This is a genomic window from Arsenicicoccus cauae (assembly GCF_043162025.1).
Lineage (GTDB): Bacteria > Actinomycetota > Actinomycetes > Actinomycetales > Dermatophilaceae > Arsenicicoccus > Arsenicicoccus cauae.
The window spans coordinates 1,447,422-1,466,095 of record NZ_CP171001.1 but is presented as its reverse complement, the minus strand read 5'-3'; the positions used below and the strand labels follow the sequence as shown (position 1 = coordinate 1,466,095).

20 protein-coding genes are annotated in these 18,674 nt (G+C 72.6%); 9 read left to right on the top strand and 11 right to left on the bottom strand.

Annotation, left to right across the window (positions count from 1 at the left end; translation table 11 throughout):
- Positions 1 to 73: 73 nt before the first annotated feature.
- Positions 74 to 1,267: an MFS transporter gene (locus tag ACF3NS_RS06915; RefSeq protein ID WP_392468785.1), complete on the top strand. Its 1,194-nt coding sequence runs from the start codon at positions 74 to 76 to the stop codon at positions 1,265 to 1,267.
- A gap of 33 nt (positions 1,268 to 1,300) precedes the next feature.
- On the opposite strand, the gene ACF3NS_RS06910 is transcribed toward ACF3NS_RS06915, so the two are convergent.
- From ACF3NS_RS06910 to ACF3NS_RS06860, 11 genes are all read right to left on the bottom strand, one after another.
- On the bottom strand, positions 1,301 to 2,119 hold the full coding sequence (locus ACF3NS_RS06910; RefSeq protein WP_392468783.1) for an alpha/beta fold hydrolase: 819 nt from the start codon (positions 2,117 to 2,119) through the stop codon (positions 1,301 to 1,303).
- Entirely contained in the window at positions 2,113 to 2,430 is a 318-nt protein-coding gene (locus tag ACF3NS_RS06905; RefSeq protein WP_392468781.1) for a DUF2516 family protein, read from the bottom strand. The genes ACF3NS_RS06910 and ACF3NS_RS06905 overlap by 7 nt, the downstream gene beginning before the upstream one ends.
- 17 nt (positions 2,431 to 2,447) lie before the next feature.
- Positions 2,448 to 2,873, bottom strand: coding sequence for a D-aminoacyl-tRNA deacylase (gene dtd, locus ACF3NS_RS06900; protein WP_392468779.1), 426 nt, complete (start codon positions 2,871 to 2,873; stop codon positions 2,448 to 2,450).
- 51 nt (positions 2,874 to 2,924) lie between these two features.
- Positions 2,925 to 3,863: a hypothetical protein gene (locus ACF3NS_RS06895; RefSeq protein WP_392468776.1), complete on the bottom strand. Its 939-nt coding sequence runs from the start codon at positions 3,861 to 3,863 to the stop codon at positions 2,925 to 2,927.
- Positions 3,860 to 4,360, bottom strand: a complete 501-nt coding sequence (locus ACF3NS_RS06890) for a helix-turn-helix domain-containing protein (protein ID WP_392468774.1) — start codon at positions 4,358 to 4,360, stop codon at positions 3,860 to 3,862. Before ACF3NS_RS06890 ends, ACF3NS_RS06895 begins: the two co-directional genes overlap by 4 nt.
- 53 nt (positions 4,361 to 4,413) lie before the next feature.
- A complete protein-coding gene (locus tag ACF3NS_RS06885) occupies positions 4,414 to 5,238 on the bottom strand; it encodes a 3-keto-5-aminohexanoate cleavage protein (RefSeq protein ID WP_392468772.1) in 825 nt (274 codons plus the stop codon).
- A gap of 46 nt (positions 5,239 to 5,284) precedes the next feature.
- Complete coding sequence (locus ACF3NS_RS06880; protein WP_392468769.1) at positions 5,285 to 6,328, bottom strand: YgfZ/GcvT domain-containing protein; 1,044 nt, start codon at positions 6,326 to 6,328, stop codon at positions 5,285 to 5,287.
- Positions 6,300 to 6,860, bottom strand: a complete 561-nt coding sequence (locus tag ACF3NS_RS06875; protein WP_392468767.1) for a Fur family transcriptional regulator — start codon at positions 6,858 to 6,860, stop codon at positions 6,300 to 6,302. Before ACF3NS_RS06875 ends, ACF3NS_RS06880 begins: the two co-directional genes overlap by 29 nt.
- Positions 6,857 to 7,360, bottom strand: a complete 504-nt coding sequence (locus tag ACF3NS_RS06870) for an FABP family protein (RefSeq protein ID WP_392468765.1) — start codon at positions 7,358 to 7,360, stop codon at positions 6,857 to 6,859. The genes ACF3NS_RS06875 and ACF3NS_RS06870 overlap by 4 nt, the downstream gene beginning before the upstream one ends.
- Before the next feature lie 107 nt (positions 7,361 to 7,467).
- Positions 7,468 to 8,391, bottom strand: coding sequence for a hypothetical protein (locus tag ACF3NS_RS06865; RefSeq protein ID WP_392468763.1), 924 nt, complete (start codon positions 8,389 to 8,391; stop codon positions 7,468 to 7,470).
- 15 nt (positions 8,392 to 8,406) lie between these two features.
- Positions 8,407 to 8,697, bottom strand: coding sequence for a MoaD/ThiS family protein (locus ACF3NS_RS06860; RefSeq protein ID WP_154592358.1), 291 nt, complete (start codon positions 8,695 to 8,697; stop codon positions 8,407 to 8,409).
- Positions 8,698 to 8,781: 84 nt separating this feature from the next.
- Between ACF3NS_RS06860 and ACF3NS_RS06855 the strand changes: the two genes are divergently transcribed.
- From ACF3NS_RS06855 to ACF3NS_RS06820, 8 genes are all read left to right on the top strand, one after another.
- Positions 8,782 to 9,543, top strand: coding sequence for a DNA-binding response regulator (locus ACF3NS_RS06855; RefSeq protein WP_392468761.1), 762 nt, complete (start codon positions 8,782 to 8,784; stop codon positions 9,541 to 9,543).
- Positions 9,544 to 9,567: 24 nt separating this feature from the next.
- A complete protein-coding gene (locus ACF3NS_RS06850) occupies positions 9,568 to 12,783 on the top strand; it encodes an RNA degradosome polyphosphate kinase (protein ID WP_392468759.1) in 3,216 nt (1,071 codons plus the stop codon).
- Between the two features lie 44 nt (positions 12,784 to 12,827).
- The gene (locus ACF3NS_RS06845) at positions 12,828 to 13,832 is read left to right on the top strand and encodes an NUDIX domain-containing protein (RefSeq protein ID WP_392468758.1); all 1,005 of its coding nucleotides are present in this window, start codon (positions 12,828 to 12,830) and stop codon (positions 13,830 to 13,832) included.
- A gap of 245 nt (positions 13,833 to 14,077) precedes the next feature.
- On the top strand, positions 14,078 to 15,220 hold the full coding sequence (gene pstS / locus ACF3NS_RS06840; protein WP_392468757.1) for a phosphate ABC transporter substrate-binding protein PstS: 1,143 nt from the start codon (positions 14,078 to 14,080) through the stop codon (positions 15,218 to 15,220).
- Positions 15,221 to 15,335: 115 nt separating this feature from the next.
- On the top strand, positions 15,336 to 16,340 hold the full coding sequence (gene pstC / locus ACF3NS_RS06835; RefSeq protein ID WP_288799554.1) for a phosphate ABC transporter permease subunit PstC: 1,005 nt from the start codon (positions 15,336 to 15,338) through the stop codon (positions 16,338 to 16,340).
- Complete coding sequence (gene pstA / locus ACF3NS_RS06830) at positions 16,337 to 17,236, top strand: phosphate ABC transporter permease PstA (RefSeq protein WP_392468755.1); 900 nt, start codon at positions 16,337 to 16,339, stop codon at positions 17,234 to 17,236. Before pstC ends, pstA begins: the two co-directional genes overlap by 4 nt.
- Positions 17,237 to 17,263: 27 nt before the next feature.
- Positions 17,264 to 18,040 (top strand): phosphate ABC transporter ATP-binding protein PstB, encoded by a 777-nt coding sequence (gene pstB / locus ACF3NS_RS06825; protein ID WP_154592363.1) that lies wholly within the window; start codon positions 17,264 to 17,266, stop codon positions 18,038 to 18,040.
- A gap of 232 nt (positions 18,041 to 18,272) precedes the next feature.
- On the top strand, positions 18,273 to 18,557 hold the full coding sequence (locus ACF3NS_RS06820) for a DUF6349 family protein (protein WP_392468753.1): 285 nt from the start codon (positions 18,273 to 18,275) through the stop codon (positions 18,555 to 18,557).
- The last annotated feature ends 117 nt before the right edge of the window (positions 18,558 to 18,674 follow it).

Genomic DNA, 18,674 nt, shown 5'->3' with positions numbered 1-18,674 from the left:
ATTCGATCGAATCGATTCGACAACGCCGCGGCGACGACACACCAAACCCCGAGCGATCCCGGAGGACCCCGCGATGACCACCACGACCCTGTCACCCGACCGCGTCCGGCAGGCCGTGTGGGCCGTGGTGGCGGTGTTCGCCGTCAACGGCATGGGCTACGCCACGTGGGCGTCGCGGATCCCCTCCATCAAGACCTCCCTCGGGCTCGAGCCCGCCCAGCTCGGGGCGCTGCTGATGTGCGTGTCGGCGGGCTCGCTGCTCGGCCTGCCCGCCGCCGGCAGCATCACGGCCCGCGTCGGGGCGATGCGCACCGTCCTGTCCGGACTTGCCGCGTTCTGCGTCGGCCTGGTGATCCTCGGCGTGGGCACCGACGTCACCCACTCCCCGCTCGTCGCCGGCGCCGGACTCTTCCTCGTCGGCCTCGGCATCGGCACGTGGGACGTCTCGATGAACATCGAGGGCGCCGCGGTCGAGCAGCACCTCGGACGCGCGATCATGCCGTGGTTCCACGCGGCCTTCAGCGGGGGGACGGTCGTCATGGCGCTCGTGGCAGCCGGCCTCGCCTGGGCGCACGTGCCGGTCTGGGCCCACCTCACCGGCGTGGCGCTGCTGTGGCCCGTGCTCGGCTGGCTCGCCGTCCGCGGCTTCCTCCCCCGCGACGTCGAGGCGTCCGACCCCGACGCCGCCGAGGAGCACGCAGGCCCGCAGAGCCGCTCCGCCTGGCGCGAGCCCCGCACCCTGCTCATCGGCGTCGTCGTGCTGGTCGCCGCCATGACCGAGGGCACCGCCAACGACTGGGTGTCCGTCGCGCTCGTCGAGGGCTACCACCTGCCGCAGTGGGCCGGGATCCTCGGCTTCGCGACCTTCCTCACCGCCATGACGGTCGGCCGCCTGATCGGCACCTCGGCGCTGGACCGCTACGGCCGCGTGCCGGTGCTGCGAGTGCTGTTCGTGCTGGCCGCGATCGGCTCCCTGCTGGTCGTCTTCGGCGGTCCCGTCCTCGCCTACGTCGGCGCCGCCGTCTGGGGCATCGGTGCGAGCCTCGGCTTCCCGGTCGGTATGTCGGCCGCCAGCGACGACCCTCGTCGGGCCGCGGTGCGGGTGAGCGTCGTCTCGACCATCGGCTACCTCGCGTTCCTGGCAGGGCCGCCGTTCCTGGGATTCCTCGGCAACCACGTCGGCGTCCTGCACTCGCTGCTGCTGGTCGGTGGGCTGGCCGTCATCGCCCTGCTGCTGGCGCCCGCCACGCGCGAGCAGCGCGCCTGACCGCGGCCCGCTGTCTCGCCGCGGCCAGGACGATCACGCGTCGAGGAAGGTGCTGACGAGGGTGCGCACCCGGCTGCGGTGCGCCCAGAGCAGCCCGCCCGGTGGCAGCACCTCCACCTCCGCCGCCGGCAGCACCTCGCCCAGCCGTCGGGCGACCGAGGCCGGGTGGATGACGTCCTCCTCCTGGCCCAGCACGAGCACCGGGACGCGCACGTGCCCCAGCAAGGACACGTCCGGGACGGGCACCTGGCCGGGGAGGGTCGTCAGCGCCCGGCCGATCCCGACCGCGCTGAGGTGGCCCGCGACCACCTGGTCGGCCATCTGCTCCGCCCACGCGTCAGCGGCATCGCCCCGCGCCGTCGACCCCGCCCCGCCGTCACCGCGGTAGAGCTCCACGGCCGCCGCGCGGTCCCCCTCGGCGATGCGGCGACCCAGCCGCTGCAGCTCGTCGACGCCCGGGCCGCGACGTGCCCGGTCGAGACCGGCGGGCAGCACGAGCACCACCCGCTCGAAGCGGCCGGGGTCCTCGCACAGCAGCCTCAGCAAGGCACCCGCGCCCAGGCTGACCCCCAGGGCGCGCGTGGCACCCACGTGGTCGGCGACGGTCCGCAGCTCGACGGCCAGGTCGGCATACGACCAGGGCAGGTCGGGCACGACGGACCGGCCGTGCCCCCGGAAGTGGAAGAAGGTGCGCGCCCCGCGCACCCCCGAAGCGAAGGGCCGCGTCGTCTCGATGGAGGAGCCGGCGCCGTGCGCGAAGATCGTCGAGGGCTGCCCCCGACCCACGGTCAGCAGGTCGAGCGGACCGGCTGGGCCGGCCACCTGCTCCAGGCGGCCGACGGGGGTCACCACGGGCCGTAGGGTCCGTCCTGGCGTCCCCGGCCCTGGACCCGCTGCAGGGCGGGACGGACGTCGACCCAGTAGACGATGACGGCGACCGCGGCGACCAGGCCGAGCAGGTGCAGCACGCCGAAGGCCCCGGCGACCAGCGTCGACACCACCAGGATCGCCAACCAGGCCCCCTTGGAGAGCTTGCTCGCGGCCGGGAACGCGTCGGGACGCGTGGTCGCGACCTGGATGCACCCCACCACGCCTGCGACGACGGCCGCGAGCTGCAGCAGGGTGGCCACCAGGGCCTGGAAGGAGAAGGTCAGCTGGTCCACGTGACAGAGCCTACGGCTCAGACGTCCACGATCACCGTGAACGGGCCGTCGTTGACGGACGCGACGTCCATCATGGCGCCGAAGCTGCCGGTCTCGACGGCAACGCCGGTGGCCCGCACGGCGTCCACCACCTGGTCGAAGACGGGCTCCGCCACGGACCCCGGCGCCGCCGCGCTCCAGGACGGTCGCCTGCCCTTGCGCAGGTCGGCGTACAGGGTGAACTGGCTGACCATCAGCACCGGCGCCCCCACCTCGAGGACCGACCGCTCGTCGCGCAGGATCCGCAGCTCGGTGAGCTTGCGCGCCATGGCGGCGACCTGGTCGGGCCCGTCGTCGTGGGTCATGCCCAGCAGGACGAGCAGACCCGGCTCGGTGATCTGGCCGACGACCTCGCCCTCGACGACGACGCTGGCGGCGGTCACGCGGGAGACGACGGCACGCACGCAGGGGACTCCTCGAGGTGGGGTGGGGTCGGGGATGCCGGCGACGCGACGTCAGGCCTGGGCGGCCTCGTCGACGGACGCCTGCACCGGCGCGGAGGTCGTCGTGCCCGTGGCCGGTGCGGTCTCGGTGGCGGCGGCGTTGCCCGAGGACGCCGCGACGGGGTCGGCGGCCTTGCGGGAGGGACGCGTCGAGGCCTTGCGCGCCGTCGTGGAGGGCGACGTGCGGGCGGACGTCGTGCCCGTGCCGGCCTCGCCGACGGCCGCCTTGGTGGTCACCGAGGCGCGGGAGGGGCGCCTCGAGGCGGGCTTGGGGGACGCCTTGGGCGAGCCGGTCGACGAGGTCGCCGACGTGGCCGTGGCCTCCGCCACGTCGTCCGGGGTGACGTCCTTGACGGTCGTGGCCCGACGCGTCGTGCGCCGGCGCGGGGTCGCGGGCGCCTCCTTGTCCTTGCCGGCCGCGGCGGCCGCGGCGGCAGCGCGGACGTTCTTGGCGGGGGCGGTCTCGGGCTGCTCGCCCTCGACGACCGTGCCCTTGACGGTGACGGCGGCGCTGTCCTTGCGGCCCATCGCCTTGTCTGCGTAGCCCATGACCGTGGCGGCCGTCTCGGTGGCCACCTTGACGGTGGACCCGGCCCGCGCCGCGGCCTCCTTGACACGCCGGTCCTCGCGGATGTCCTGGACACCCTGACCGACGACGCGACGGCCGCGGCGGGCCATCTCGTCGTACGCGTGCGAGGCCAGGCCGGCCACGGTCAGCCCCTGGTTGAGGGCCTGCTCCGGGGCGTCGTGGGCGGCCCTGCCGGCGCGGGCGGCGGCCTCCTGGGCGTCCGCCCCGGCCTTGGCGACGCGGTCCTCCAGGTCCTTGCGCACCTGGTCGGCCAGGGCCTCGACCTGGGCCAGCGTCTTCTTGAGCTGCTCGATCGCCAGGTCGGCGGCTCCGACGGCGGCGTAGACCGGTGCTGCTGCGGGCTTCTTGCGGGACGGGCTCATCGGGTGCTCCTCGTGCGTCGGGTCGTGGCGTGGGCTCTGGCTGGTGGGGTGGCGGACGGCTGGTCGGCGGCGTCGGCGTCATCGACCCCGCCCGGGCCGGCCTCCCCGGAGGCCTCGGCGAGCTGGCGGTAGAGGTCGACGAGGGTGCGGCGCTGGCGCGCGCTCAGCGACGGGTCGGCCGTGATGGCCTCGACGACCGAGGGGGTCCCGGGGCGGCGGCCGGTGGCGGGGCCGTCGTCCTCCGCGGCGGCGCCTCCGTCGAGGAACCCGGCCCGGACGTACAACGACTCCGCCGAGATCTGGAGCCCCTTGGCGAGGGCGTTGAGGATCTCCGCAGAGGGGTGGCGCAGGCCGCGCTCGATCTGGGAGAGGTAGGGGTTGCTCACCCCGGCGAGCTCGGACAGCTGGCGGAGGCTGAGCTGGGCCGCCTCCCGCTGCTCACGCAGGTAGGCACCGAGATCCGTGACGTGGATCCGCGAGACGGGTAGCCGTGCCATGACGTCAGTATGCTTGCAGTTGCAAGCGCGAGGCAACTCCAGCAAGCAGTGAGTCAGGTCACGCGCAGCAGGGCGCGCGCCTCGTCCGCCGTCATGGCGGGTCGCTGCATCAGCTCGGCCATGCGGGCGGCGCGCTCCACGAGCTGGACGTTGTGGTCGACCTTGACCCCGCGCGCGAGCAGCAGGTTGTCCTCCATCCCGACCCGCAGGTGGCCCCCGGCCGCGAGCGCCGTCGCCAGGACGGGCAGGTGCCCGCGCCCGATGCCCGTGGCGGACCACGAGGTCGTCTCGGGGGGCAGTGCCGCCACGCCCGCGAGGAGGGCCTGGGGGGTGGCCGGGGCGGCCCCGGGCACGCCCAGCACGAAGTCGCAGTGGACCGCGCCGCCGTGGGGCAGCCCGCACTCGTCGATCAACCGGCGCAGCGCGTGGACGTGCCCGAGGTCGAACAGCTCGAACTCCGGGACCACCCCGAGCTCCTGCGCCTTGACGTAGAGGTCGCGCATGAAGGGATGGGGGTTGAGGAACATGCCGTCGCCGAAGTTGGTGGTGCCGCAGGTCAGCGAGCAGGAGTCGGGTCGGGCGTCGAGGACGGCGAGGCGTGACTCGAAGGAGTCGGTGATGGCGCCCCCGGTCGACAGCTGCACGACCAGGTCCGTGGCCTCGCGCAGGGCGGCCACCGTCTCGGTCAGGCGACCCAGGTCGAGCGTCGGCTCGTGCCGCTCGTCCCGGACGTGCACATGGATCAGCCGCGCCCCCGCCGCCTCGCACCGACGGGCCGTCTCGACCAGCTCGTCCAGGGTGGTCGGCAGGGTCGGGACGTCGGCCTTGCTGGACTCGGCCCCGGTGGTGGCCACGGTGATGAGCGTCGACGTTGACATGCCCCCATCGTGGCATACGCCCGTAGGATCTTGCGGTCCAGGGCGGTCAGCGCGGCACGATCTCCTGCTGAGACGCGCTGATGCCGGAGATGGTGAGGTCAGCCTCGGTCGGGGTACTCCGCTTGAGGACCACCAGGCCGATGGGCCCGTCCTCGTGGTGCCGTGCCACGGAGGTCAGCCGTCCGACGGGGCGGCCGTCGACCTCGACGGGGGCGTCCCGCTCGGGGAGCACGTGCCCCGAGCCGTCCAGGTGCACGAACGCGAGGCGACGTGGCGGTCGGCCGAGGTTGTGCACCCGCGCCACCGTCTCCTGCCCGCGGTAGCAGCCCTTGTGCAGGTGCACGGCGGTGCGCAGCCAGTCGAGCTCGTGGGCGATCGTGCGGTGGTCGGTCTCGAAGCCGAGCCGTGGTCGCCACGCCGCGACGCGCAGCGCCTCGACGGCCCAGGTCCCCGCGAGCGGGCGGTCCGACATACGTGCCACGAGCTCCCCCCGGGGCACGATCACCTCGCGCCAGGCGCGCTGCTCGCCGGGGTGGCCGTCGACCGGGCCGTACGGCGCGGTGTCCGGCCCCATCAGCGGCCAGGGGTCGCACCAGGTCGGCGGCTCGCCCTCGGCACCCTCGCTGCGGATGGGCTCGCCGACCACGGCGTGGTCGTCGGTGACGTCGTCGACCTGCACCCTCAGCATGAACTGCATCGACCGCAGCCAGGCGACCAGGGCCGGGGCGATGCCGGGCTCGACCGTGATCCACGTGGTCTCGCCGTCGTCGACCACGTGCAGGGCGTGCTCGACATGCCCCTTGGGACTGAGGACCAGGTCCTCGACCGAGGTGCGCGGGGCCAGCGCGGCGACGTGCTGGGTGGTGATGGAGTGCAGCCAGGTGAGCCGGTCGGGTCCGGTGACCGTCACGACGCCGCGGTGGGACAGGTCCACCGCCGCGAGCCCCTCGACGAGCAGCCGCTGCTCGCGCAAGGGGTCCCCGTGGTGGGCCGGCACGCCAGCGTCCTCGCGGTCCCCCGCGACGGCACCGGGGCGGTCGAGCAGCGGGGAGCGGTAGGCGTCAGGCCCGGTGCTGGTGGGTGTGGTCATGGTCCTCGGGTCCTCCCCGGTCGGGAATCTCGGTGCGGCCCGGTGCGCAACGCGCGCACCAGCCGTGCACAGGCAGGTGCCGCAGGTCGGCCACGAAGCCGTCGCGGTCGTAGACCGCCTCGGCCAGCTCGTCGGCCACCGCGAGCGGCGCCTCGGTGATGGCCCCGCACCTGTTGCACACGAGGTGGAGGTGCGTGGCGTGCTGGACGAGGTGGTATGTCGGGGCGCCCTCGGTCAGCCGGGTCGCTGCCACGACGCCCAGCTCCGTGAGCGTGTCGAGGTTGCGGTAGATCGTCGACAGGGGCAGGGCGTCCCCGCCGTCGGCGTCGACCTCGCGCGACAGCTGGTCCGGCGTCGTGTGCTGCAGCCGGCCGATCGCGGCGAGGACGCGCCGGCGCTGCGACGTGACGCGCAGGCCGTGGTTGCGAAAGATCGCGTCGACGTCCGGCTCCGTGCTGCCGGACGTGCCGGTGCCGACGGCGGGGTCGGCCGGGTCGGCGGGGTCGACTGGGTCATGCGGGGACGGGGTCAAGAGACCCTCTTGAGCTGGGCCGACAGGTGGGTCTGCAGCGGGTGGCCCTCCGCCGCCATGTCCATCGCCCAGAAGAGCTCGCCGTTGACGTAGCCGTACATCCGGGACCCGGCGGAGTAGTCCTTGGCGTGCGGCGACCGCATGACGCCGTCGGTCTTCATGATGAGGCGGGCGGGCTCGACGGTGCCGTAGTACATCTCCACGATGCCCGAGCTGTGCGCCAGGAGCAGCTCGCACTCCTTGGACTCCTCACCCACCGGACGCAGGAAACCGAGCTCGGTGGCGCGGGGGCGGACCTTGTGCCCCTGGTCGTCGATCTCCCAGGTGTGCGAGTGCCACTCCAGGAAGGGGCGCCCGTCATGACGGATCTCGAGCTCCTGACCGAAGCGGCCGTCCTCGATCGTCGGGTAGGAGAACAGGCCGACGCCCTCCCACCGCCCGATCATCCAGGCGAGGGGCAGCAGCTCGGAGGGCAGGTCGGTGGGGATCTCGAAAGGCACGACGATGACTCTACCGCCGTCTCTGCCGCCTCCTCTGCCACCGTCGCTGCCACCGTCTCTGCCGCCGTCTCTGCCGCCGTCGGGCGGCGACGGGTCCCGGCGGCGGCTCAGGAGGCCAGCAGGTGGCGGGCCGCGGTCTCGACGAGCGGACCGACGACCAGGACGGAGGCGACGCCGCTCACCGCCTGCGCGCGCAGGGTCACCAGGGCGGGAAGGGGCGACAGGACGACGCGCAGGGCCAGGCTCGCGGCGGAGCACGCCAGGCCGAGCAGGGCGCACCACGGCACGGACGCCTCGACGAGGGCTCCGACGAGCCCGCCCGCGACGGCCCCCGCCAGCAGCGCCGTCGGTGCCAGCGCGGTGAACCAGCGCGCCCGGTGGCACAGCCACTCCGCGGCGGCGGCGACCGCCAGGGCCGCCCAGGCCGCGACGGCGGCGTCGCGGCCGCCGGCCATCGACGGCAGCGCCACCCAGGTGACCCCGGCCGCGAGGATGCCGAGGGCCAGGAGGGTGCCGGACAGGCTCACCACCACGCGGGGACGCCCGTCGCGGCGCACGAGCTGGTGCAAGAAGGCCACGACGACCCCGACGGCGAGCGCGGCCGGCACCCAGCGCAGCGACCCCCCGTCGTCCGGCAGGACCACGGAGGCCAGGAGCAGCACGGCCGACAGGCTGACCGTGATGAGGGTGCCGCGGCGGCTGGGCAGCCCCACGAGGCGCGTCCAGCCGACGGCGACGACGGCGGAGGCCAGGGCCACGGCTATCACCGTGACGCCGGTCGCCGCCCCCCTCGCCGCGACGGCCACCACGAGCAGGGTGGCGTAGGTGACCACCGTCAGCGTCACGGGCGTGCGCGGCGGCAGCTGGCGGACCGTCGTGGGGCGGACGATCTCGAGGCGGCGGCGGGCACGCTGCGCCAGGTCCTGCCGGACCGCCCCCGCATACGACCGTCTGCCCCTCGGGCCGTCGGTCATCCGCTCCGCGTCGCTGCCGTCGGCAGGGCGATGGGTCGAGGGCTCGGGTCCGGGCACGTCAGCATCCTCGCATCACCCGCCGGCGAAGGGCGGAAGCACCTCGACGAGCGTGGCCCCCGCGAGCGACGCGTCACGCGGCACGGTCCGACCGTCCACGAGCACGCTGCAGGCGGGCAGGACGGGCACCAGGGCCGGCCGCAGGAGGGCCGCGGCGGCCAACGCCTGGCTCACCGACGACGCGCTCACCACGTCCTCCTCGACCCCCGCCGCGGCCCGCGCCCCGGCCCAGTAGCGCAGGCGCACCTGGACCTCCTGCAGGGCGACCCCCTGCGCGGGCGTGGGGCGGTCGGTCGGCTGATCCATCGCGGTCCCTCCATAGGTCGACGTCTTCTCGACCCATGGTCGCATCCGCCGCCGCGCGGACCCCACCGCCTACGCTGACGGTCGATGGCCCAGCTGCTCCTGCTCACCAACGCCCTCGCCGCGAGCGCGGAGGTCCTGCCTGCGCTCGGCCTGCTGCCCCACCACGTGCGGGTGCTGCCCGCCGAGGCCGCGGCCCTGATCGACGCCCCCCGCGCCGACGCCGTCCTCGTCGATGCCCGGCGCGAGCTGGCCGTGGCCAAGTCGCTGTGCCGCGTCCTGCGGGCCACGGGCATCGAGGCCCCGCTGCTCGCGGTGCTGACCGAGGGTGGTCTCGTGGCCGTCAACGCCGAGTGGGGCCTCGACGACATCCTGCTGGACACGACCGGGCCGGCCGAGCTGGAGGCCCGCCTGAGGCTGGTGTCCAGCCGGCGCACCGACCTCGCCGAGCCCGCCGACCGTGCCATCACCTCCGGCGCCCTCACCATCGACGAGGCCGCCTACACCGCCCGCCTCGGCGAGCGGGTGCTCGACCTGACCTACAAGGAGTTCGAGCTGCTCAAGCACCTCGCGCAGCACCCGGGGCGGGTCTTCACGCGCGCCCAGCTGCTGCAGGAGGTGTGGGGCTACGACTTCTTCGGCGGCACCCGCACCGTCGACGTCCACGTCCGCCGCCTGCGGGCCAAGCTCGGCCCCGAGCACGACGCGGTCATCGGCACGGTCCGCAACGTGGGCTACCGGTTCGACGAGGTCCGTGCCCCCGCCCCCGCCCCCGCCGCTGCGCAGGCCCCGGCGACCGGCCCGGCACCGACCGACGCGGGGGCCTCCTCGAGGTCGCGCACCGACTGAGACCGGTCAGCGGTCCGTGGTGCAATGTGCCCCATGAGCGTCGAATCCCGCACCGAGCTGTCCCCCCACGAGGTCCAGGCCGTCGCGGAGGTCGTCGGCGCGGCGACGCAGACGGACGGCGTCGGCCCGCTGTCCGAGCAGGCCCGCCTCGACCTGACGCGACCCGGTCACCACGTCCTCGCCCTGGCCGATGGGGAGGTCGTGGGGTATGCCGGGGGCCCGCCGCACGCCCTCGAGCTGGTGGTCGCCCCCGCCGCACGCGGCCGCGGCGTCGGCGGGGAGCTGCTCGACGCCGTGCTCCCCGAGGACGGCCGCGACGTGCAGGTCTGGGCGCACGGCGACCTCCCGGCGGCCCGGGCGCTGCTGCGATCGCGAGGCCTCGCCGCGACGCGTGACCTGCGCAAGCTGGGCCGCCCGCTCGAGCCCCGCGACGACGAGCGCTCGCCGGTCGCCGTGCCCGACGGGTTCGCCGTCCGCACCTACCGCCCCGGTGACGAGGCGGCGGTGCTGGCGGTCAACGCCGCGGCCTTCGCCCACCACCCCGAGCAGGGCTCGCTGGACCTGACCGGGCTGCAGGAGCGCATGGCGAGCCGGTGGTTCGAGCCCGAAGGGCTGATCCTCGTGGAGGACGTCGCGGGCGAGCACCCGAGGCTCGCGGCCTTCCACTGGACCAAGGTCGACCCCGAGGACGCCGGCCCGGGCACCGGGGAGGTCTACGTCGTGGGGGTGGACCCGGCATACCAGGGCCGTGGGCTCGGCGCCCTGGTCACCCGGCTGGGGCTGGACCACCTGCGCGACCGCGGCCTCGAGCGGGTCGTCCTCTACGTCGAGGCCGACAACGCCCCGGCCATGGCGACGTACACCCGTCAGGGTTTCACCACGGTGTCCACGGACGTGCAGTACTCGCGCCGTCCGTCTGGGGAGTGCGACGATGTCGCCATGCAGGCTGACGACGTGACCGCTTCGACCACCACCGCCGAGGCGGCGCAGGCCTCCCCCGCCAGCCCGTCCAGCCCGGCCAGCCCACCCGAGCCCTCCCCCGACCCCGCCCCGGCCGCGGACCCCAACCGCACGACGGCGGCCCGCCCGCGGTCCTCCGACGGCAGGTTCGTGCGCGTGGCCGCCGACGCCCAGGAGCCCACCGACGAGCTGCCCGACGACCGATTCCTGGACCGCGAGCTGTCCTGGCTGCAGTTCAACGAGCGCGTGCTGCAGCTCGCCGCCGACCCCGACGTGCCGCTGCTCGAGCGGGCGCGCTTCCTCGCGATCTTTGCCAGCAACCTCGACGAGTTCTTCATGGTGCGCGTCGCCGGCCTCAAGCGCCGCATCGCGACCGGGCTGGCCATCCGGTCGGCGTCCGGGCTGGAGCCCGACGAGCTCCAGGACGAGATCAGCCGGGTCGCGCACGAGCTGATGCTGCGGGCCCACGGCCTGCTCCGGGACCAGGTCGAGCCCGCGCTCGAGAGCAACGGCATCCGGATCGTGCGGTGGCACGAGCTGACGGCCGACGAGCAGACCCACCTGTCCGCGGTCTACCGCAGCGAGATCTTTCCCGTCCTCACGCCGCTGGCCGTCGACCCGGCGCACCCCTTCCCCTACATCTCCGGTCTCTCCCTCAACCTCGCCGTCACGCTGACCAACCCCCGCACGCAGGCCGAGCACTTCGCGCGCATCAAGGTCCCGGACCTGCTCCCGCGCCTGCACCAGGTGTCCGCGTCGGGCGAGGTCGACCTCTACCACGTGCGCTTCGTGCCGCTCGAGGACATCATCGCCGCGCACCTGGACCTGCTCTTTCCCGGCATGCAGGTCCAGCAGCACTTCCTGTTCCGCGTCACCCGCAACGAGGACCTGGAGGTCGAGGAGGACGACGCCGAGAACCTCCTCAAGGCCCTCGAGAAGGAGCTGACCCGTCGCCGCTTCGGGCCTCCGGTGCGCCTCGAGGTGGAGGAGGGAATGGACGCGCACGTCCTGGAGCTCCTGGTCCGCGAGCTCGGCGTCGAGCAGCACGAGGTCTACCGCCTGCCCAACCCGCTCGACCTGCGCAGCCTCAACACCGTCGCCGACCTGCAGCGCACGTCCCTGCACTACCCGGCGTTCCGCGCCCGCACCCACCCGGACCTGGCACCGCGCGAGCGCTCCGAGGCCAGCGACGTGTTCGGCGCGATCCGGCGCAAGGACATCCTGCTCCACCACCCCTACAACTCCTTCAGCACCTCGGTGCAGGCATTCCTCGAGCAGGCGGCCGCCGACCCCAAGGTGCTCGCGATCAAGCAGACGCTCTACCGCACCTCGGGCGACTCCCCGATCATCGACGCCCTCATCGCGGCCGCCGAGGCCGGCAAGCAGGTCGTCGCGGTAGTGGAGATCAAGGCCCGCTTCGACGAGTCCAACAACATCGCCTGGGCCCGCCGTCTCGAGCACTACGGCGTCCACGTCGTCTACGGCATCGTGGGGCTCAAGACCCACGCCAAGCTGTCGCTCGTCGTGCGGCAGGAGCCCGACGGCCTGCGCCGCTACTGCCACGTCGGGACCGGCAACTACAACCCCAAGACGGCCCGCCTCTACGAGGACCTCGGCGTGCTGACCTGCGACGCCCAGGTCGGCGAGGACCTCACGCGCCTGTTCAACCAGCTCTCCGGCTGGGCCCCGCGCAGCAAGTTCAAGCGCCTGCTCGTGGCGCCACGCTCGCTGCGGTCCGGCCTCCTCGAGCTCATCGAGCACGAGGCGGAGCTGGCCCGCGCCGGGCGTCCCGCCCGCGTGGCCATCAAGGCCAACTCCATCGTCGACGAGGCCATCATCGACGCCCTCTACCGCGCGTCGCAGGCCGGCGTGCAGGTCGACGTCCTCGTCCGGGGGATCTGCGCGCTGCGGCCCGGCGTGCCCGGGCTGTCCGACACCATCCGCGTCCGCTCGATCCTCGGGCGGTTCCTGGAGCACTCGCGGATCTTCGTCTTCGGCAACGACGGCGACCCCGCCGTCTACATCGGCAGCGCCGACATGATGCACCGCAACCTCGACCGGCGCGTCGAGTCGCTGGTGCGGATCACCCGGCCCGAGCACGTCAAGCAGCTCGAGGAGCTCATGGAGCAGGGCATGGCCGACACGACCTCGAGCTGGCACCTGCAGGACGACCGCTGGGTGCGCCACCACCGGGACGCCGACGGTCAGCCGCTGCTCGACCACCAGGCGGCGCTGATCGAGATGCACCTCAAGCAGCGGCGCAAGCGCACCCGGGTCTGACGGCGACCCGGCCCGACCAGCAGACAGGACCGACGAGGAGCGCGATGACAGTCCAGGCCCCGGGAGCGGGTGCGGGAGCGGGTGGGGGCGTGGGCGCCGACGCCCCGATCATCGCGGCCGCGGGTGCGGTCCCCTGGCGACGACGTCGAGGCACGCTCGAGGTCGCGATGGTGCACCGCCCCGCCTACGACGACTGGGCCTGGGCCAAGGGCAAGCTCGACGCGGGCGAGGACTGGCCCTCGGCCGCCGTCCGCGAGGTCGAGGAGGAGACCGGCCTGCAGGTGCGGCTCGGCCGGCCCCTCCCGCCGTCGTCCTACTCCTTCGTCGACCGCAGGGGCGAGGTCGCCCGCAAGCAGGTCCGCTACTGGACCGCCGAGGTCGTCGGCGGCTCCGGCGACCTGCTCAACGAGATCGACGAGGTCGCCTGGTTGCCCGTATCGGACGCGATGGCCCGGCTGGACTACGCCCGCGACCGTGAGCAGCTGCGCGCGGTCGTGCGGTATGCCGGCCAGGGCGCCCTCACGACCTGGCCGCTGGTCCTCGTGCGCCACGCCAAGGCCCGGCCCCGCAACCGGTGGCGCGAGGACGACCGGCTGCGACCGCTGGACGCACGGGGCGAGGGCCGCGCGCAGGCGATCGTCCCGATGCTGGCGGCCTTCGGCGTGACGCGGTTGGTGACCTCGTCCTCGACACGGTGCGTGGACACGCTGGCGCCATACGCGAGCTCCGCGGGTCTCGAGCTCAAGCGCAAGGAGGGGCTCACCGAGGAGGCCTTCGTCGAGGACCCGGACCGCGCGGTCAAGCACCTGCTCAAGGCCCTGCAGCGCGGCGTGCCCGCCGCCCTGTGCTCGCACGGCCCGGTGCTGCCGCTGCTGCTGGAGGAGCTGTCGGTCCTGGGCTCGGTCGACCAGCCCGAGGGGGAGGCGGTCGTGAGCACCCTGCTCGAGGCGGCGGACCTCGGCATGGCCAAGGGCGAGCTGCTCGTCTGCCACGTCACCGGCACCGGCGAGGCTGCCCGGATCGTCGCCGTGGAGCGGCACCTGCCCTGAGGCGCCACCGGGGCCGACGGTGCCCCACCACGACATCGTCACAGCGAGCGTCGAGCTGGCGGCGCCTCCCTTAGCTCATCCGGGGGCACGAGCGGGGGCTGGGCCGCCACGGCGGCCCGGTGGACGTCCGGCGTTCACGTGACGTTCATCGTCGGCCAGCCACCTGGTCACCCTGCGTCCCTACCTTGACATCGACGGCGCACCTGCGCCTGGTCACATCTCCTGCTGTGGAAGGTACTTCTAACGTGAAGACTCAGCGTCTTGCCGGTCTGTCGACGATCGCCCTGGCTGGCGCCCTCGCCCTGACCGCGTGCGGTTCCGACAACAACTCGTCGTCCGGTGCGTCCTCGTCCGGTGCGTCCTCGTCCGGCGCATCCTCGTCCGCCGCCGGTGGCGACGCCGACTGCGGCAAGGGCACCCTCAACGCGGAGGGCTCCTCCGCCCAGAAGGCCGCCTTCGAGGAGGCCGCCAACAGCTACCAGGAGAAGTGCTCGGGCACGACCGTCAACTACAACGCGACGGGCTCCGGCGCCGGCATCAAGCAGTTCATCGCCAAGCAGGCCGACTTCGCCGGCTCCGACTCGGCGCTCAAGACCAAGGAGAAGGACGGCAAGATCGAGCAGACCGAGGCCGACAAGGCCTGCGCGTCCCCCGCCTGGAACCTCCCCATGGTCACCGGCCCCATCGCGGTCGGCTACAACCTCAAGGGCGTCGACGGCCTCGTCCTCAACGCCGACGTGATGGCCGACATCTTCAACGGCAAGATCACGAAGTGGAACGACCCGGCGATCGCCAAGCTCAACTCCGGCGCCTCGCTCCCGGACAAGGACATCAAGGTCTTCTTCCGGTCGGACGAGTCGGGCACCACCGAGAACTTCACCAAGTACCTCCAGGCCGCCGCCCCGTCCAAGTGGACCGCCGAGCCCGGCAAGAAGTGGACCGGCAAGGGCGAGGGCAAGGAGAAGTCGGCCGGCGTCGCCGGCGCAGTCGCCTCCACCGAGGGCGGCATCACCTACGCCGAGTGGTCCTACGCCAAGGACAACAAGCTGGGCATCGCCAAGGTCGACACCGGCGCGGGCGCCGTGGAGCTCACCGGTGAGTCTGCGGGCAAGGCCGTGGCCGCCGCCAAGGTCGCCGGCGAGGGCAACAACCTCGCGCTCAAGCTCGACTACGCCACCAAGGAGGCCGGGGCCTACCCGATCGTCCTGGTGACCTACGAGATCGTCTGCTCCAAGAACGCCGACGCCGAGAAGGGCGAGAACGTCAAGGCCTTCCTCAAGCACATGGCCTCTGCCGACGTGCAGAAGTCCTTCGAGGAGATCGGCTTCGCCCCCCTGCCCACCGAGGTGCAGGGCAAGGTCTCGACCGCCATCGACGCCCTCCAGTGATCCGACGGAGCCGGGTGGTCCAGGGACGTCCCTGGGCCGCCCGGCTCTCCGCCTGTCCAGGACCCCGTCCCGGCCGGCTCCCCCTCGTCTCACCCCGGACAGTTAGGTAGCACTCGTGTCCTCCGTGACCGGCGTCTCCGCCGTCGACTCCACGCCAGACGACCAGGGTCGTCCGCCCCTGCTGGGCGACCAGGCCTCGACCGGGCGCCTCGGCGACCGGCTCTTCGGTGGCCTCGCCACCGGCGCGGGCATCCTCGTCATCGCCCTGGTCACCCTGGTCGGGGTCTTCTTGCTCTGGCAGGCCATCCCGGCCCTCGCCAAGAACCAGGCCAACTTCCTCACGTCGCGCGAGTGGAGCGTCTCGGGTGACCACCCCCGCTTCGGCATCGCGGACCTGCTGTGGACGACCGTCGTCAGCTCGATCCTGGCCATGGCCATCGCCGTGCCTCTCGGTGTGTGCGTCGCCCTGTTCATCACCCAGTACGCCCCGGCCTGGCTCCGCAAGCCGGCCGCGCAGCTCATCGACCTGCTCGCGGCTGTGCCCTCGATCGTCTACGGCCTGTGGGGCGTTGCCCAGTTCACGCCCTTCATCGACCCGCTCCAGCAATGGCTGCAGCAGTGGCTCGGGTGGTTCCCGCTCTTCGGCGAGACCAGCATCACGGCCACGATCTTCGTGATCAGCCTCGTGCTCGCGATCATGATCCTGCCGATCGTCACCTCGCTGTCGCGCGAGGTCTTCGCCCAGACGCCGTCCCCCCACAAGGAGGGCGCGCTCGCGCTGGGCGCCACCAAGTGGGAGATGATCAAGACGGCCGTGCTCCCCTACGGCAAGCCCGGCGTCATCTCCGCCGCGATGCTGGCGCTCGGACGCGCGCTCGGCGAGACCGTCGCCGTCATGATGATCCTGAGCACGCTCGCGGCGGGGACCCCGTTCGACCCGTCGATCTTCAACGGCGGCGAGACCTTCGCGTCACGCATCGCCAACAACGCCTCGGAGTTCGACTCCCCGCAGAAGGCCGGCGCCTTCATCGCGGCGGGTCTGGTCCTGTTCATCCTCACGTTCGTCGTGAACGCGATCGCGCGCGTCGTGATCGAGCGTCGGAAGGCCTTCACCGAATGAGCACCGCCGTCACCGCCAACGAGTCGACCAGCATCGACAATGCCTCCGGGGGCCGCAAGGCCAAGGACCAGCTGGCTCGGGTCATCATGTGGCTGGCCTTCCTGGTCGCCCTGGCCCCGCTCGCCTGGATCCTCTACGAGGTCCTGTCCAACGGCCTCGACAACCTGCTCTCCAGCACCTGGTGGACCAACTCCCAGCGCGGCATCTCGGTGCGCCGAGAGGGCGGCGGCGCCTACCACGCCATCATGGGCACCCTGCTGCAGGGTCTGGTCACCGCGGCGATCTCGGTCCCGATCGGCATCTTCACCGCGATCTACCTCGTGGAGTACGGCCGGGGCAGGCTGGCCCGCGCCGTCAGCTTCATGGTCGACATCCTGACCGGGGTGCCGTCCATCGTGGCCGCCCTGTTCGTCTACGCCCTGTGGGTGACGGTGATGGGCTTCAACCGCGTCGGGTTCGCGGTGTCCCTGTCGCTGGTGCTGCTCATGATCCCGACGATCGTGCGCTCCACCGAGGAGATGCTCAAGCTCGTCCCGAACGAGCTCCGGGAGGCGGCATACGCGCTGGGCGTGCCGAAGTGGAAGACCATCGCCTCGGTGGTGCTCCCCACCGCGCTGTCCGGCATCGTCACCGGCGTCCTGCTCGGCCTGGCCCGGGTGATGGGTGAGACGGCCCCCCTGCTGATCCTCGGCCCCTACACCAAGAACATCCACTGGGACCTGTTCGGCGGCAACATGGCCACGCTGCCCACGATGATCAACGAGGAGCGTCAGTTCCTCACCCTGGACGCCGCCCACGACCGCGTGTGGGCCGCAGCCCTCACCCTCATCCTCCTCGTCCTCCTGCTCAACCTGCTGGGCCGCGTCATCGCGCGCTTCGGCGCGGTCAAGAGCTGACCCACCCCAGAAAGCGAACGAACTGACATGGCCAAGCGCATCGACGTCGAGAACGTCAACATCTACTACAGCAAGTTCCACGCGGTGCAGGACGTGACCTTGACCATCGAGCCGCGGTCCTGCACGGCGTTCATCGGGTCGTCGGGGTGCGGGAAGTCCACCGTCCTGCGCACGCTCAACCGCATGCACGAGGTGATCCCCGGTGGCCGCGTGGAGGGCAAGGTGCTCCTCGACGGCCAGGACCTGTACGCCCCCGGCGTCGACCCGGTGGGCGTGCGCCGCTCCGTGGGCATGGTCTTTCAGCGCCCGAACCCCTTCCCCACCATGACGATCCGCGACAACGTCGCGGCCGGGCTGCGGCTCAACGGGATCAAGGACAAGAAGCGCGTCGACGAGGTGGTGGAGAAGTCGCTGCGGGGCGCGAACCTCTGGAACGAGGTCAAGGACCGCCTCGACAAGCCCGGCGCCGGCCTGTCCGGTGGCCAGCAGCAGCGCCTGTGCATCGCTCGCGCGATCGCGGTCGAGCCGCAGGTCCTGCTGATGGACGAGCCCTGCTCGGCCCTCGACCCGATCTCGACGCTCGCGATCGAGGACCTCATCACCGAGCTGAAGCCGAAGTACACCATCGTGATCGTGACCCACAACATGCAGCAGGCGGCGCGCGTGGCGGACCGGACGGCCTTCTTCAACCTCGAGGCGCAGGGCAAGCCGGGCCGCCTGATCGAGATCGACGACACGACCAGGATCTTCAACAACCCCAAGGAGCGGGCGACGGAGGACTACATCTCCGGCCGCTTCGGGTGAGTGACAGGGCTGCGAGGACACGAGCGAGGAACGAGCGAGGACCCCAGCAGGCCGCGGAACGAACCCGATCCAGCACGGGTGAGTGACAGGCCCGCGAGGACACGCGCGCGGTCGGGGGCATCTGCCCCCCCTCGTCACCGTCCGGAATGGTTGGGCGGCAATGGGTCAGGTCGCGGCAGCGATCTCTGGTCTGATCTTGGCTACCGGAGGTTAGCTAGGGCATCCTGATGTCATGAGCCTCACTGCGCGTTGGGCATCACGTCGCGAAGCAGCCGCGACCTCCGTGCCGATGATCGAGACCGAGCCCCGGAACCCCTCTCACGAGCCGACCTGGCACGTCGTCGAGGACGGCAGCTTCTGCCGCGGCGAGTGCCTGGAGTGCCGCTGGCACGGCCCCGGTCGCCGCTCGCGGGGCAGTGCCCGCAAGGACGCCGAGCTCCACGCCCTGACGGGGTGCGGCGACGAAACGCAGCTGCGCAGCCTGTTCCCTGCGGGGGCCTTCGAGGAGACCGCCTGATCACCTGCTCGTATGTCGAAGGCCGTCACCCACGCGTGTGGGTGGCGGCCTTCGACATACGGGCTCGGTGCGAACCACCCGACGCGCCGAGGCGCGGGAAGAGTGCCATCCTCGTGA

Coding starts and splice junctions, on each gene's coding strand:
- ACF3NS_RS06890 (WP_392468774.1), bottom strand. CDS start 4,360: ATGGCACGGCTACCCGTCTCGCGGATCCACGTCACGGATCTCGGTGCC.
- ACF3NS_RS06880 (WP_392468769.1), bottom strand. CDS start 6,328: ATGACCACACCCACCAGCACCGGGCCTGACGCCTACCGCTCCCCGCTG.
- ACF3NS_RS06820 (WP_392468753.1), top strand. CDS start 18,273: ATGAGCCTCACTGCGCGTTGGGCATCACGTCGCGAAGCAGCCGCGACC.
- ACF3NS_RS06885 (WP_392468772.1), bottom strand. CDS start 5,238: ATGTCAACGTCGACGCTCATCACCGTGGCCACCACCGGGGCCGAGTCC.
- pstB (WP_154592363.1), top strand. CDS start 17,264: ATGGCCAAGCGCATCGACGTCGAGAACGTCAACATCTACTACAGCAAG.
- ACF3NS_RS06915 (WP_392468785.1), top strand. CDS start 74: ATGACCACCACGACCCTGTCACCCGACCGCGTCCGGCAGGCCGTGTGG.
- ACF3NS_RS06860 (WP_154592358.1), bottom strand. CDS start 8,697: ATGGATCAGCCGACCGACCGCCCCACGCCCGCGCAGGGGGTCGCCCTG.
- ACF3NS_RS06855 (WP_392468761.1), top strand. CDS start 8,782: ATGGCCCAGCTGCTCCTGCTCACCAACGCCCTCGCCGCGAGCGCGGAG.
- ACF3NS_RS06895 (WP_392468776.1), bottom strand. CDS start 3,863: ATGAGCCCGTCCCGCAAGAAGCCCGCAGCAGCACCGGTCTACGCCGCC.
- pstA (WP_392468755.1), top strand. CDS start 16,337: ATGAGCACCGCCGTCACCGCCAACGAGTCGACCAGCATCGACAATGCC.
- ACF3NS_RS06845 (WP_392468758.1), top strand. CDS start 12,828: ATGACAGTCCAGGCCCCGGGAGCGGGTGCGGGAGCGGGTGGGGGCGTG.
- ACF3NS_RS06850 (WP_392468759.1), top strand. CDS start 9,568: ATGTGCCCCATGAGCGTCGAATCCCGCACCGAGCTGTCCCCCCACGAG.